At 58.3% G+C, this 13,948-nt stretch carries 17 protein-coding genes; 13 read left to right on the top strand and 4 right to left on the bottom strand.

Annotation, left to right across the window (positions count from 1 at the left end; translation table 11 throughout):
* Positions 1 to 216 precede the first annotated feature (216 nt).
* From RMO15_RS33380 to RMO15_RS19455, 9 genes are all read left to right on the top strand, one after another.
* The gene (locus RMO15_RS33380) at positions 217 to 675 is read left to right on the top strand and encodes a transposase (RefSeq protein WP_369016140.1); all 459 of its coding nucleotides are present in this window, start codon (positions 217 to 219) and stop codon (positions 673 to 675) included.
* A gap of 300 nt (positions 676 to 975) precedes the next feature.
* A complete protein-coding gene (locus RMO15_RS19420; RefSeq protein WP_309715675.1) occupies positions 976 to 1,356 on the top strand; it encodes a transposase in 381 nt (126 codons plus the stop codon).
* Between the two features lie 14 nt (positions 1,357 to 1,370).
* Entirely contained in the window at positions 1,371 to 1,574 is a 204-nt protein-coding gene (locus RMO15_RS19425) for a DUF4351 domain-containing protein (RefSeq protein ID WP_309715634.1), read from the top strand.
* A gap of 51 nt (positions 1,575 to 1,625) precedes the next feature.
* The gene (locus tag RMO15_RS19430) at positions 1,626 to 2,531 is read left to right on the top strand and encodes an aldo/keto reductase (RefSeq protein WP_309715637.1); all 906 of its coding nucleotides are present in this window, start codon (positions 1,626 to 1,628) and stop codon (positions 2,529 to 2,531) included.
* A gap of 43 nt (positions 2,532 to 2,574) precedes the next feature.
* A complete protein-coding gene (locus RMO15_RS19435) occupies positions 2,575 to 3,396 on the top strand; it encodes a segregation/condensation protein A (protein ID WP_309715640.1) in 822 nt (273 codons plus the stop codon).
* Positions 3,393 to 3,923, top strand: a complete 531-nt coding sequence (locus RMO15_RS19440) for a hypothetical protein (protein WP_309715642.1) — start codon at positions 3,393 to 3,395, stop codon at positions 3,921 to 3,923. Before RMO15_RS19435 ends, RMO15_RS19440 begins: the two co-directional genes overlap by 4 nt.
* Positions 3,916 to 4,482 carry an SMC-Scp complex subunit ScpB gene (gene scpB, locus RMO15_RS19445; protein WP_309715644.1) on the top strand — a complete coding sequence of 189 codons (567 nt, stop codon included), beginning with the start codon at positions 3,916 to 3,918 and terminating at the stop codon, positions 4,480 to 4,482. The genes RMO15_RS19440 and scpB overlap by 8 nt, the downstream gene beginning before the upstream one ends.
* The gene (locus RMO15_RS19450) at positions 4,479 to 5,864 is read left to right on the top strand and encodes a D-alanyl-D-alanine carboxypeptidase family protein (RefSeq protein ID WP_309715647.1); all 1,386 of its coding nucleotides are present in this window, start codon (positions 4,479 to 4,481) and stop codon (positions 5,862 to 5,864) included. Before scpB ends, RMO15_RS19450 begins: the two co-directional genes overlap by 4 nt.
* Positions 5,861 to 6,577, top strand: a complete 717-nt coding sequence (locus tag RMO15_RS19455) for a PEP-CTERM sorting domain-containing protein (RefSeq protein ID WP_309715650.1) — start codon at positions 5,861 to 5,863, stop codon at positions 6,575 to 6,577. The genes RMO15_RS19450 and RMO15_RS19455 overlap by 4 nt, the downstream gene beginning before the upstream one ends.
* Here the strand turns inward: RMO15_RS19455 and RMO15_RS19460 are convergent.
* From RMO15_RS19460 to RMO15_RS19475, 4 genes are read right to left on the bottom strand one after another with little or no spacing between them, the layout of a single operon-like run.
* Positions 6,574 to 7,584 (bottom strand): zinc-ribbon domain-containing protein, encoded by a 1,011-nt coding sequence (locus RMO15_RS19460; protein WP_309715653.1) that lies wholly within the window; start codon positions 7,582 to 7,584, stop codon positions 6,574 to 6,576. The genes RMO15_RS19455 and RMO15_RS19460 overlap by 4 nt on opposite strands.
* A 23-nt stretch (positions 7,585 to 7,607) precedes the next feature.
* The gene (gene rsfS / locus RMO15_RS19465; RefSeq protein ID WP_309715656.1) at positions 7,608 to 8,111 is read right to left on the bottom strand and encodes a ribosome silencing factor; all 504 of its coding nucleotides are present in this window, start codon (positions 8,109 to 8,111) and stop codon (positions 7,608 to 7,610) included.
* Positions 8,112 to 8,118: 7 nt separating this feature from the next.
* Complete coding sequence (gene nadD, locus RMO15_RS19470) at positions 8,119 to 8,721, bottom strand: nicotinate-nucleotide adenylyltransferase (RefSeq protein WP_309715659.1); 603 nt, start codon at positions 8,719 to 8,721, stop codon at positions 8,119 to 8,121.
* 3 nt (positions 8,722 to 8,724) lie between these two features.
* The gene (locus RMO15_RS19475) at positions 8,725 to 9,546 is read right to left on the bottom strand and encodes a zinc ribbon domain-containing protein (RefSeq protein WP_309715662.1); all 822 of its coding nucleotides are present in this window, start codon (positions 9,544 to 9,546) and stop codon (positions 8,725 to 8,727) included.
* Between the two features lie 103 nt (positions 9,547 to 9,649).
* Between RMO15_RS19475 and RMO15_RS19480 the strand changes: the two genes are divergently transcribed.
* The 4 genes from RMO15_RS19480 to RMO15_RS19495 are packed head-to-tail and all read left to right on the top strand — an operon-like array spanning position 9,650 to position 13,677.
* Positions 9,650 to 10,747, top strand: a complete 1,098-nt coding sequence (locus tag RMO15_RS19480; protein ID WP_309715665.1) for an LptF/LptG family permease — start codon at positions 9,650 to 9,652, stop codon at positions 10,745 to 10,747.
* 4 nt (positions 10,748 to 10,751) lie between these two features.
* Entirely contained in the window at positions 10,752 to 11,840 is a 1,089-nt protein-coding gene (locus RMO15_RS19485) for an LptF/LptG family permease (protein ID WP_309715668.1), read from the top strand.
* Positions 11,840 to 12,919, top strand: coding sequence for a glycosyltransferase family 4 protein (locus RMO15_RS19490; RefSeq protein ID WP_309715670.1), 1,080 nt, complete (start codon positions 11,840 to 11,842; stop codon positions 12,917 to 12,919). The genes RMO15_RS19485 and RMO15_RS19490 overlap by 1 nt, the downstream gene beginning before the upstream one ends.
* Positions 12,916 to 13,677 (top strand): polysaccharide deacetylase family protein, encoded by a 762-nt coding sequence (locus tag RMO15_RS19495; protein ID WP_309715672.1) that lies wholly within the window; start codon positions 12,916 to 12,918, stop codon positions 13,675 to 13,677. Before RMO15_RS19490 ends, RMO15_RS19495 begins: the two co-directional genes overlap by 4 nt.
* Positions 13,678 to 13,948 lie beyond the last annotated feature (271 nt).

Below are 13,948 nucleotides of genomic sequence, written 5' to 3' on the forward strand. Positions count from 1 at the left end.
CAACTTTAGCCTCTTTGCGAAGCGCCTGGAGAGCCTGCTCATAGGGGGGCTTGCTCTCCGCTTCCCAGGTGCTCTCGAGCTCTCTAGCTCTTGGCAGCCAGCGCAAAGGGAGCTCGTTGTAGTCGTCGCGCTGGATGCCGATGTCTTCTGGGTTAATCAGTGCTAAGCAGGATTGAAAAAATATAGCAACGTTTTCGTTTCAGGTATTCTGTAGATATGGGATGGTTACGAAAAACGCCCCTGGAAGAACAACAGCAAGAGCAACTTTACGGCTTGGCTCGCTCCTCAAAGAGAAGTCACGCCGATAGAGCACGAGCTATTCTGATGACCTACCAGGGGCAAACTGCAGAGCAAATTGCGGACGTACTGATTGTCAGAGCGCAAAGTGTTAGACGATGGCGAATGCGATTTGCAAGGCAGGGGGTCGAGGGCTTGAAAGATAAACCCAGGAGTGGACGACCTCCTCTCAAGCGAGAAGCTGCTCTGAGTGTCGTACCCGAAAAACTTCAGAGCGTTAACCAGAGCTTGACCTGTCCACGCTTGGTGCAAGATGTTCAGAAGCAAACGGGAGTTACTCTGACAGCCAATTACCTGACCCATATTCTAAAAAAAGGGGTTGGGCCTACCGACGACCTCGTCACTGCCTCAACCATAGACAGGATAAACAAGCCGTAGAGCGCAGTGGTCTTCGTCTACTTTTGATGCAACAGCAAGCCCGAGCAGGTGATATTGTCCTTCTCTACCAGGATGAATCTGAGGCACTCACTCACCCCTACCTGAGTCGGCTTTGGGCTAAGCGGGGAGCCGATTTACGAGTCGAAGCTCCCGGCAAAGCTCTAAAATGTGCGATGTTGGGAGTTCGGGAGTCCGTTAGGGCTTTTCAGAAAATAACTTGTCTGTTCACAGTGCCTGCCATCATCTAAAATGGCTGGCAAAAATGGATAATTTAATCTTTGGCGACCTCTTACCGGTGAACTGACGGTTCATACAAGTCGTACCAAACGCAGCACTGACTTCATCGCTCTTTTGGAGAAGATAGATGTTCTGTACGGGCCAGGCACGCGAGTCAATCCTGTACCCGTGGTTCTTGTTCTGGACAATGGGCCTATCCATACCAGTCGAGTCAGTCAGGTGGCGCTTGCTTCTCGTCCTTGGCTGACAGTAGAATGGCTCCCCAAGTATGCTCCTGAATTGAACGCCATTGAACGTGACTGGCTTTGGCTCAAGCGCGATTGGTTAGCCAACCAGCTCTTTGGTAGTTTCGAGCAACTGGAGCGCCGCATTCACTGGTCGGTGGCTCAGATGAATGCAACGCGACTCGCTAAAACGTTGCTGAAATTAAACGAGGCTGCTTAGGCGAAGAGAGAGGCATGGAGCGTGGCGAAGAGAAAGGCCGAACGGAAGGCCGTGTAGCTGAGGCGCGTACTGTGATTCTGCGTCTGGGAACCAAGCGCTTCGGGGCGGCAAGCCCTGAGTCCGAGGCGGTACTGGAGGCGGCGGATATCGTGCGTCTGGAAATCTTCGTGGAGCGTCTGTTGGAAGTGGAGTCCTGGCAGGAGCTACTTGCTGAGTAGAGCGAGAGCTAAGACGAGGCAGAGAAGTCTCCCATCGGGTATACCCACTCTATGAAAACGCGAACTCTGGGCTCTCTTTCTGTCTCGGTCGTTGGGCTGGGCTGTAATAACTTTGGGATGCGCTGTGACCAAGCCGCGACGCAGCTTGTGGTGGATGCCGCGCTCGACTCTGGGATTAATTTCTTCGACACGGCGGATATCTACGGCGGAACCAACAGCGAGGTCTTTCTGGGCCAGGCGCTGGGCAAGCGCCGCAGCGAGGTTCTGATTGCCACGAAATTTGGAATCAAGATAGACGACGACCGCCCCGGCGGGGCGCGGCCTGAGTATATCGTCCAAGCCTGCGACGACTCCCTCCAGCGCCTCGGCACCGACTACATTGACCTCTACCAGATCCACCGCCCCGATGACACGGTGCCGATTGACGAGACACTGGGGGCGCTCCGTGAGCTGGTGGCGCAAGGGAAAGTGCGCGAATTGGGGTGCTCGAACTTCTCCGTGGCGCAACTTCGTGCTGCCGCCGAGACTCCAGGCCCGCGCTTCGTGAGTGTCCAGAACGAGTACAGCCTCTTTGCCCGCCAGCCCGAGACCGACGGGGTTCTGGCTGAGTGCGGTGCCACCAACACGGGCCTTCTTCCCTACTTTCCGCTTGCCAGTGGGATGCTCACGGGGAAGTACCGCAAGGGCCAGCCGCTCCCCGAAGGCACGAGAATCAACGCTGAGTCTCGCTGGCTCACCGACCAGAACTTAGAAAAAGTCGAAGCGCTCCTGGCCTTTGTGGAGTCACACAACCACTCACTTCTTGAGCTGGCAATCTCCTGGCTACTGGCAAAACCCGCTGTCTCCTCCGTGATCGCCGGAGCCACCAAGCCCGACCAGATCCACGCCAATGTCGCCGCGGCAGGCTGGGAACTCATAGCAGACGACCTAGCAGCGATAGACACACTGCTGACCTAAGAGAGCATTGCAGGGAGGCGTTGGACTGGGTACAATCCTGACTATGCCGGTCGCACTCGCGCCGCCTCCTACGGTACACGCCAATGACTTTGACGGTCCACTCGACCTGCTGCTGCACTTAGTGCGGCACGGACGCATGGATATCTTTGACCTGCCTGTCGCGGATCTCTGTGACCAGTATCTCGTGCACCTCAATGCAATGGAGACGCTGGATCTGGGGGTGGCCGGGGAGTTTCTCGTCATGGCGGCCACACTATTGGAGATAAAATCGCGCCTCTTGCTACCCGCGCCTCCCAAAGAGGAGAGCGAGGACGAGGGCGATAGCAATGTAGAAGACCCGCGTGCGGAGCTGGTGCGGCGGCTCCTAGAGTACAGCCAGTACCAGAGTATCGCCGAGTCGCTGCTCCAGCGCGAGGGGGAGATTCACCGCTCGTTCTTCCGCGATCCCCTGCCGTATTCGTCCGAGTATGCCCTGCCGCCCAAGTTTGGTGAGCTACCCGCCGATGCACTTCTGCAAGCCCTGGAGCGCATCCTCGCGGATGTGGGCGCGGGCGAGCGGCAGATTACCAGTGTCCGGCGCCAGAAGATCACGCTCCGCATGACGATGCGCTTGGTGCTAGGCCAGGTCGAAAAAGCAGGCGAAGAAGGGCTGGATTTAGAGGAACTGCTCCCCGTGCCGCCTTTTGAGATCATTGAGATAATCTTGCTGTTCTTAGCCCTCTTGGAGCTACTCAAACAGGGCTCGATAGATGTCCAGCAGGAGGCGTTCTGCACCCCCATCCGCCTGGTCTTTGTCCCCGAAGAAAGCCGCGAGACACTAGAGCGCACCCTAGAGACAGAAGAAAAAGAAGAGGCAGACAGATGAATGAGTTTGCAACACGTGTTACGGAGTGGCAACCATTTTACTACACTCTGAGTGGTGTCTCTGCAACAATGGCGGGGCTATTATTCACGTCACTGTCACTCAACCCCAAATTACTCAGCAACCACTATCTGAGGATGGTGTCACAGCAAGCGTTTTTGAATTTCTCCTTTCTGCTCTTACTTGGCCTGATGCTTCTGCAACCTCGCCAGCAGCCTCTTCGTCTTGCCCTCTCACTTTCTGTTCTAGGGACAATAGGTTTTTTTCGTCTCACATCAGTACTTGTCAATCTTCGCAAAGCGGGAGCAACAAGCACAGATGCACGGTGGGCTGCACGATTGATGGGAGTTTCCCTACTTGTCTTTGTGCTCTTACTACTTGTCGCCAGGTTAATCTACACGGGGCAAGCCGAGGCACTTCATTTATTACAAGGAATCACGGTGACACTACTCATTAGCACAGGCAAGCTCTGTTGGGAGCTTCTACAGCATGGCAAACAGGGACTAGAGGAGACTTTGGATCATGCGTAGCCTTTTGGGCATGGTAGAGGCACTGCTCTTTGTATCCGGCGATCCCCTCTCGCTCAAAGAGCTGAGTAAGGCGACCGAGTGGGATGAAGATGCCGTACGCGAGGCGCTCGATGAGCTACGCCTGCGCTATCAAGACGCCGACTCGGGCCTCCGAATCGTGGGCCTCGGCGAGGACACGTTCCAGCTTGCCACCCGGCCCGAGTACGGAGAGACAGTCGGCAAGCTCCTTGCGCCCCATGCCAACCGCCTCTCCAAGCCCGCCCTGGAGACGCTGACCATTGTCGCCTACCGCCAGCCCGCCACGGCAGCGGAGATCGAGGCCATCCGAGGCGTCTCCTGCGATGGCGTCCTCAAGACTCTCCAAGAGCGTGAGCTGATCTCCGAAGCGGGGCGTAAGCAAACCCCAGGACGACCGATTCTCTACGCCACCACGCCCGCGTTTCTCCACTACTTTGGCCTCACCAGCATTGATGATCTGCCTGCCCTCCCCGACGATGCCCCGACCGAGAGTGAGCAGCAGGCCGCACAACTCTCTCTGGAGGCTGCCAGCGCCCTATGAAACTTCTCTCTCTTCCTCTCGCACTTCTCTTGCTTTGTAGCGTCCCCAGCCTCGCACGTCCCGGACGCAAGGCTTCGCTCCGAAAACCTCCCCTCTACAAGACCGAGGCGGAGCACATTGCCTTGGTAAAGTCCGGCAAGCTTCCGGGCTACTTCAACAAAGCCGATCTCAGCAAGTCCCCGGTTCTCTCGGCTCCCAGTGCGCTCCTCATGGAGTACGATACGGGCGAGGTTCTCTACGAGTCCGCCGCCGATACGAAGCGCTATCCGGCCTCTACCACCAAGATCCTCACAGCCCTTCTCTTTGCCGAAAACACCAAGCCCGATGACATTGTCATGTGCACCGACCCTGCGGTGCTCAATGTCGAGCCCAGCTCGCTTCATATTAAGCTCAAGGAGCGTTTTCGGGCCGGGCAGCTCCTCTACGGTTTTCTCCTGCGCTCCGCCAACGATGGTGGCGTCGTTATCGCCGATCATGTTTCCGGCTCCGTTCCCGCTTTCGCCCAGAAGATGAACGAGCGAGCAGCGCAGATCGGGGCGACCAGTAGCCACTTTGTCAACCCACATGGGCTCCATGATCCCAACCACTACACCACCGCCCGTGACCTCGCTCTGATGACACGTATCGCGCTGCAAAACCCGCGCTTTGCGGATGCTGTCTCGATCCCACGGCGGACGATCAGCCGCTCGTTGAATTTTAAAGACCTCGTGGTGGAGTCGAAGGCAAAAAAGGGCTTTTACGATGTTGTCGCCGGAGCCGACGGGGTCAAGACCGGGTTTACCAATCCCGCCCGCCACTGCTATGTCGGCTCCGCAACCCGCAATGGTCGTCGGCTACTGGCCATCATCTTGGCAGCGCCTTCCAGCGGAGTCGGGGATGCCGTTCCCCTCATTGAGTGGGGATTTGCTCGCTACAGTGCCAAGACGGTCGCCGTTGAAGGGCAGCGGGCCGCGTGGGTGCCCACACGTCTTGGGACTGAGGGGCGCGTCGCGGCGCAGGCCAGCCAGACGCTACATGTGACACAAGATCGCCTGCACCCCACAAAGATCGAGACACGCATCGAGCCTACTGCCAACACGGCACCAATTCAGAAAGGCCAGGAAGTGGGAGCGCTTATCGTGCTTCGGGACGGCAAACAGATCGCCCGCGTCCCGCTCCAAGCCACACAAGCCATTCCACGCTCCGTGGTTCGGTCCACCAGTCGCAGTCCTTGGCTCTGGGTGACACTTGCAGGCGTGGGGGGCGCAACCCTGTTTATCCTTCGACAGCGCCAGCTCGCGCAAGCACGCCGCGCCCGTGCTCGCCGACGGCAAAAAACCATGCCACCGCCCATGCCGGACGATCTATCCCCCCAATACAACTTCCCATCTCAAAAACCATGATCTCAAAACCACGATTTTCTCTTCTTTTTGCCTTGCTGGCTATGCCCTCCCTTGCTCAAGCACAAGAAATACTCTACGATGCCTCTGGCGGACTTAAGATCAGCCAGTTTGGAGGATGGACTGTCTTCCCTACGGCTATTGAGAGCTTCTCCGCTGGCACAACGCTCATTGACACTAGTAGCATCAATAATATCCAGGGGGGATTTTCACGTCTTGATCAACCTCTCAACCGTACCACGGGCTATACCCTGGGATTTACAATGAAGGTAGATTCCGAGGTGCACGATGGGGTGAATGGCCCAAACCGCGCTGGTATTTCAGTGATCGCACTCAGTAGCGATCTCCTGGGAATCGAACTCGGCTTTTGGAGTGATCGTGTCTGGGCACAGTCCGGCCCAAGCTTTACCAAGGCAGAGGAGGCGTTGTTCAATACCACAACGGCCCTGACAGGCTATAGCCTCAAGATTAGCGGCACGACCTATCAACTCTCGGCCAACGGCACTCCCCTACTCTCAGGCCCTCTACGGGACTACTCCTCGGCGGGTACCGTCTATACCACACCGAATTTCCTGTTTTTCGGCGACAATACGACATCGGCACGTGGATCATTTCGCACATCGCAGGTCACTATGTCCGTGGCACCTGAGCCTGCCTCGCTGGGCCTCCTCTCGCTCGGGCTTCTCGGCGGGCTTTGGTACCGGCGGAAAAGTTAGGGCTCCCAGTCGGCGCGGCTGCCCATCGGAGCGGGAACGAGATTTGGGGAGGTGTCCAGCGCTTCGGTTCGGTTCGCGCTAAACGGAGCATCGGCGATGGAGTAGACCCACGCGGCAAAGGCAATCACGGCGAAGATGACCGTCGGTGTTCCTGGCGCGGGCTGGGTTAGTTTCATTCGGCCCATCGAAAATGCCCCGGCCAAGTGCTCAAAGAGTGCATCGCGATCCGGCAGGAGCAAGACAATGGAGGTGGCAACCACAAAGATGCTCAGCAGGATGCCGCCCTTGACGATCTGACCACAGTAAAACTGCCCCAGCCCTGGCACCAGGGAGAAGACCATGGTGAGCCCGGCGTGGCGTTTTCCCGACTGAGCGGTGCGGAGGACATTGAGGAGGTCTTCACTAGGCGCAAGCACGCCGCCCAAGCGCTCCATCGCGGCATGATCGGAGATGCGCACGGTTACCTCGCCCAGTTTTTTCTCGGCGGAGAGACGTTTTCCTCCCGAGAGCTCCAGCGCTTTTTCGTAGTGTTCTTTGGCCTGCTCTAAGCGCTCTTCGGCGGCCAGCAAGTCACCAAGCTGCTCGTAGACGGGCGCGGCGGCGGTGGGTGAGACATGAGGCGCGAGCACCATGGCTTGCTCCAGAGTCTTGCGGGCATCTCGAATCAGCGCACGGGCACGCTCGACATTGGCACGGGTGAGAAGCCGCTGAAGCTCCCGCTCCCGCGCTATGGGATCGTCGGGAATGGTGACCGAGGGGTGTACTACTGGCTTCCCCTCTTCCCGCGACGCAGGAGCAACAGGGGAAGAGGGGGCAGGGGGAGATGGAGATGGAGCCGCCTCCACGACAGGAGAATACTCCCCGATGGGTGGCGTATTGTGAGTCGGTGGCGTGACAAGCACGGTGCCGCAGGAGCCGCAGAACTTATTGGTTCTGGGGTTGCGTTCCCCACAGTTCGCACAGAAAATCGGCTTCTCCACCGACGGAGTCTCTACCACCTCGCTCATCGCTCAGCCACCTCACTCATGGCTTATTCGACGTCGTCCTCGTCGAGAGGTTCCACTTCCTGATCCGCTGCCGCGAAAAATGCTGCGTCATCGTCATCGTCGCCCTCGTCCTCACTCCAGTTTCCCTGCGCTTCTAGTCCTTCAGGGAGAACCGTGCCCGGAGTCGGAGGCAGTGCGCCTTTGGGCTGTGGCGTTGTCCAGAACTGCTCAAGCTTGTAGCGCTCACGCGCCTCTTCGCTCATCAGATGGACCACGATATCACCAAAGTCCATCAGCACCCACTCGACACTAGCCTCACCCTGAACATTAGGCTTGGTCATCCCCGGCTCGTCTTTGACACGCTCCAGGACATTCTCTGCCAGAGCACGCAAGTGCGGCGTGGACGTTGCGGTGACAATCAAAAAGAAATCCGCGACATTGACTTTCTCACGCAGATCAAGTAAAACGGGCTCGTGGCCCTTACGGTCTTCAATGGCGTCCAGAATAATCTGCGCCCGCTCTTTAGAATCTATATTTGTATTCGACATTTAGCCACTACTCTACCACGCGGTAGAGCCTTTTCTCCTCAATCAGCGCCACAACACTCTCGGGAACCAGGTAGCGAATCGAGCGACTTGCCTGCATCCGCTGACGAATTTCCGTGGACGAGATATCCAGCCCGTTCATCGCTGCAAAGATAATCCGTGGCTCTAGCTCGTCTGGAACCCCGATGCGCGCCTCGGCCTCCGACACTCCCGGACGATAAAACGCCACAAACTGTGCCAGCGCCAAACACGCCTCCGGTTCGCGCCACTTGCCAATATCGCGCACGGCATCGGTTCCGGTAAGGAAGTAGAGGTGCGCATCCCGAAATTCTTGGGCTAGCGCCCGGAGTGTCTCGACCGTGTAGCTGGTGCCCTCGCGCTCTAGCTCGCCAGTCCAGAGAGAAAAATGGGGATTTCCGGCAATTGCCCCACGCACCAGCTCGACCCGGAGCGCGGCAGGAGTAGAGGTATACCCTATTTTGAAGGGAGAGACTTTATTCGGGACAAACAGAATATGATCCAGCCCAAACCGCTCCCGTGCCTCCTCGGCAATCCGAAGATGCCCATAGTGAATGGGGTCAAATGTCCCCCCGAAGACACCAAGCTTTCTCATCGGTTAGGCAATGTCCCAGTCGCCCTCACCGATCTTCTGGCCGTTGCGGCGCTTCTCCCCAATCCGGTAGGCATCCAGCGCAATCAGCACACGCACAATCAGCAGCTCCAGCCCAAAGGCAGGCAGGCGCATCAGGCTCACGGCCACAAACGCCGCCAAGATGAGCAGCATTCCCTTCCCGACCTGACCATTGAGAAGCTGACCGACACCGGGAAAGAGAAACGAGAGAATCGCATGGACGGTGGAGTTGACCTCGCGAGTCTCCCCCTGCACGGCGGTCATGGTGCTCATGGTCTGCTGGAGCTGCGCTTGGCCCACACCCGCATGCACTTGGGCGATCTTGCGAACGGTGGCGCGAGGATCACGGACGCCATTGACACTCTGGCTCCACTCTTCTGTCACGGTGCTCTGGGTAAAACGTACGGGCGGTTTGTTTGCCGCCACGGGATCGCTCTCCAGGCTCAGGCCCGCTTTCGGGAGATCCGCACCGCAGTGGGTACAGAAAGAAAACCCGGCATTTTCGGGCGCAATCACACTCCCACACGAGGGACAGTTTTGAGGCGCAGCAGCCACTTTAGGCTTTGGTGTGGGGGCGATGGTCTCTGCAATGGTCTTGGCAGGGGTTGCTGGAGCGGGACGTGTCGCGCCTTTACGTGCCTGTTGGAGCAAGGCTGCCTGTCCCACTGCCTCGGCGGCATGCTCCGCTTCCCGCTGCTGTTGCTCATCGGCCTTGAGCTGCGGGGGAAGTGGAATACGCACTGTCTTGACGGCAGGCTCTTCTTCCTGCAAGATCAATCGCGAGCCGCCCGTGTTTTCATCCGCCACTTAACTTAAATTCCTCTCTCTCCATTATAGCACGCATGCCCCCCGCGCCTTAGGGAGATATGCTACACTGACATTTACTTAGACGAGCTAAATCTGAACTTCGATGCGCCTGACTGATAAATCTATTCTCTCCGAGCTGATCGTCCCTCTGCTGATCGGCTTGCTGGCATTTCTCTTGATGCTCGTCGGCAATACGCTCTTCGATCTTCTGGACCGGATGTTTCAGAATAAGTGGCCCGTGAGCTACGTGGCACGGGTGCTCCTCTTTAACATCCCGACGGTTCTGGTGCGCACGCTTCCTATTGCGGCAGCCGTGGGAGCCAGCCTTGCCACGAGTCGTCTGGCACGCGATGGCGAGCTCACGGCGCTCCGGGCCTCGGGGATCTCGCTACGCCGCGTCTTTGCGCCACTTGTCGTCGTGAGCCTGGGGATGAGTGCGGTGGGGATTTATCTTTTTGAGCGCGTGGTTCCCTGGGCCTGGCAGGAGCAGCGCGATGTCCAAAAGATGCTCTTCAATCTCCCCGAGAACGTCATCGAGACCGCCACGACGATCGAGAGCGACAACTATATCTTCAGCTTCGCAAGTGCCAAGAGCAAGAGAGACAAGCAAGGGCAGAAAGCCTTTATTGTCACCGACGCCACCATTGTGGAGCGCAACCCCGGGATGCCTGCCAAGCCGCCTCGTATCAGCACCGCCACGCGCGGCGAGTACAAAGCGCAGGGCTTTACGTTCTACAATGCCGCGGTCCATGCCTTTCTGCCCAACGGAAGCGCCGACTACGACCTGATCGCTGCTCGGGAAGAGATCTCCGTTAGTATGGACAAGACCAATGGCAACTTCCGCGTCACCGATGAGCAGCTCGAGAACTTGCCCAGTAGCGAGCTAATGAACCGTGCACGGCAGGAGCGCGATCCCAAGCGTGCCGTGATCTATCAGGTGAAGCGCTGGGGAAAGCTAGCCCTTCCCCTCATGTGCTTGCCCCTAGCGCTCTTTGCTGTCCCCCTCGCCATTCGCTTTGCCCGTGCGGGAACTTTTGCGGCCCTGATGCTCGCACTAATTATTGTCTTTCTGGCGATTGTTGCCCTAACACTCTCGGAGGCGGCGGCACTCAACCAGCTTCTGCCCCCGCTAGCAGGCGCACTGGCTCCGGCGGTGCTATTTACGCTTGCCGCGCTGACGTTTCTCAGAAAGATCGAATAGCTCCATGCGACTCTGTGACCGCTATCTTTTACGGGAGTTTACCCAGGCATTTTTTGTCGGGTTGGTCACGGCTGTGCTCCTCGTGGTGGCACTGCGCTTCCAGCAGGCGGTTCTCCAGCTCGCCCAGCAGCGTGCCCCGGTCTCGCAGCTCCTGAATCAGATTCTCTGGGACCTGCCCAATGTTCTGGAGATGGCGCTTCCCGTGGCGACTGCACTGGGGGCGGCTCTGGCCACAAACCGGCTGGCACGCGACAACGAGCTGACCGTACTACGCGGCACGGGGACATCGCTGGTGCGGCTCTTTTTGCCCTTTATTGTGCTAGGGATCTTTCTCGCCGGGCTTGGGCTCTACAATGCCAACACGCTTCAGCCTCTTGCGGTCACCAAGCGCGAGGCGCTCTCCGGGTTTTCGCAGAGCGCTATCGGGACATTCGAGCCCGCCCAAGCCACCCGAGGCGGAGCACAAAGCGAGTGGCTGATTCAGTTTGAGCGGGGTCAGAAGATCGGCGAGACTCTCTGGCGCATGGAGACGGTCAGCCTGATCCAAAACGCGCGAATTCTCCTTGCCCCCGAGGCCACCTACGACTCCAGTACGGGGCGCTGGACTCTGCAAATGGTCACCGAGCACCGCTACGACGGCCAAGGCAAGCTTCTCCAAGAGATCAAAGCCGCCACTCAAGTCGTCACGGCCCGTGCTGATTTCTCAGGAGTACTGCCGTTCTTCAGCGGTCAGCAGAGCTTTCAGAACCCACTCTCCTTTGAGAAACTCACCGAGGCGGCCACAAAAGAGGCGCGACGGGGGAACAAGAAAAAAGCGCTGGAGCTAGAGACCGCACGCTGGTTCAAGCTGGCACTCTCCAGCATGTGCGCTGTCTTTGCGCTCTGTGCGCCGCCCTTGTCCTTAAGATTTTCGAAGGCAGGGTCGTTTGCGGGGGTCTTACTCTCCGTGATTATCGTCTTTGTGGGCTGGAACACGGTTCTCTTAATGAAGTCCGTGGCGCTCTCCGGCTGGGTACCGCCCGTCTACTGTGCCTTCTCCACCCACCTGCTCTTTCTCCTAGCGGGCCTTTTTCTCTTGGTGAGGTCGGATTGATGCTTCCCCGTGTCCTTGCCCTCTCCAGCTCGACCGATAATGGGGGGTCACAGCGCCATGCGGTCACCCTTGCGGCGGCCTACCAGGCGGCGGGTGGTAGCGTGCAGCTTGCCTGCGCTCCCCAAAGCTTTATCGAGCATAGCAGTCACACTGCCCACGTCCCCACGCTTCCCTTCGCGCTACGCAATAGCGGTGATCTGAGAGCGACGCTACGTCTGGCACGACTGGTGCGTCAGAGCCGGGCCCAGGTGCTCCACAGCCATGCCCGTCGAGACTTTGTCACCGCGACTCTAGCAGGGCGACTGACGGGCTGCCCCGTCGCTCTCCATGTCCATGTGGTACGCCCTCTGGGGGAGCCCCACCGGTTAGCGGGTCAGTTCTTCAACCAGGTCGCCGCTATCATCGCGGTCTCGGAGTACACCAAACAAGAGCTAGAGCGCTGGCACGCACTAAAACCAGGCCTCGTGCGGCGCATCTATAATGGGGTGGAGATACCAATATTTACGGCGAAAACCACACACCGTCCCCCAAACAATGGCCTTGTCATCGGGATGGTGGGACGGCTCAGTACCAAGGGCCAGAGCGCTTTCTTGCCCGTCGGCAAGCGCCTCGTCGCGGAGTTCCCGACTCTTCGCTTTGTTTTTGTTGGCCCGGATGCCTCGGAGCTAACCTACGCACAGTTCCGCCAGCAGCTCATGATGCATGAGCTCCATAATCGCAGTACCCTTGTGGGGATCAGCGACCAAATCCCCGATATCCTGGCGACGCTCGACATTCTCGTCCACCTTCCCACGGACGAAGCCTTTGGTCTCGCCCTTGTCGAGGCGGCGGCAGCGGGCCTTCCGGTGGTTGCGACCCAGATCGGGGGATGCCAGGAAGTGGTGTGCGAGGGTAAGACCGGCTTTCTGATTCCTCTCGGGGAAGATACGCTGCTTCAGACCCGCCTCCATCAGCTCCTCGAAGATCCCTGCTTGCGCCTGCGCCTTGGCCAAGCAGGTCAGCAACGAGTGCAGCGCGAGTTCTGCGCCGAGCGCCAGCGCAACGACCTGTGTGCTCTCTACGAGGAAATTGCCCGATGAGCATCCGCCCCATTCCGATCCTGATGTACCACGCCGTCGAAACGACAGAGCGCTCCGACAAGTACAAGCACTTCTATGTCACCGCCAAAGAGCTTCAGCGCCAGATTAAAGAGCTAAAAGCACGCGGCTACCAGGCTATCTCTTTGGATCAGCTCGTGGCGGGGCTCGCCGGTGGCCCGCTGCCTGCCAAGCCCGTTGTCCTGACCTTTGATGATGGCTACCAGAATGTCTTGACCAATGTGCACCCGACTCTCTCAGAAGCCAACTGGCCCTACGCGATCTATCTGGTGAGTGAGCGGCTGGGAGGGCGCAACGAGTGGGTGGAGGCGGAGGGCTACGACGCAACGCCTCTGCTCACTGAAGATGAAATCCGAGAGCTGGCCCAGAGCCCGCTTGTCACGTTGGGAGCGCACACGGCAACCCATCCCAAGCTCGACCAGCTCTCGCTCGACACCGCCCGCTCCGAGATCTTCCGCTCCAAGCAGCAGCTTGAAGAGACGTTCCAGCGCCCGATGCAGCATTTTTGCTATCCCTACGGACACTTCAACAACTCTGTAGTGGCGCTGGTGCGCGAGGCGGGCTATCTCACCGCCACCACCACCCAGCACGGGCGGGTACAAGAGAGCGGCGAGGACTTACTGCGCCTACCCCGCGTCTCGATCTACCACGTCCCCGCGTTCTCCCTCACCTATGGCCCTGGTGCCCTCAACTTCCGCTGGCGCGTCGAGAGCCGGAAAGATAAACGCGAATTGGGCTAGGCTTCCGTGAACCAGCGGAGTGGATTCAGAGATCTAGGAATGACTGGCACTTGGACTTCATTGAGATCCCGATCGAAGATAACCTGCCCTTTGCCATTGTTCAAGTCCCCCAAGATCCGTAGGCCATCGGGAGAGAACTGGTACATCTCTACCCCGGTTCGCAACAAACTGATTTGGGTGTGACTCATTTTGGTTGAAGGAGTTGGGGGTGGCAATTTCAGGCATAATGTCTGTACCACAAAAATAACGCCAGGAGACTGCCATGACCCCC

Source organism: Armatimonas sp. (assembly GCF_031410135.1).
GTDB lineage: Bacteria > Armatimonadota > Armatimonadia > Armatimonadales > Armatimonadaceae > Armatimonas.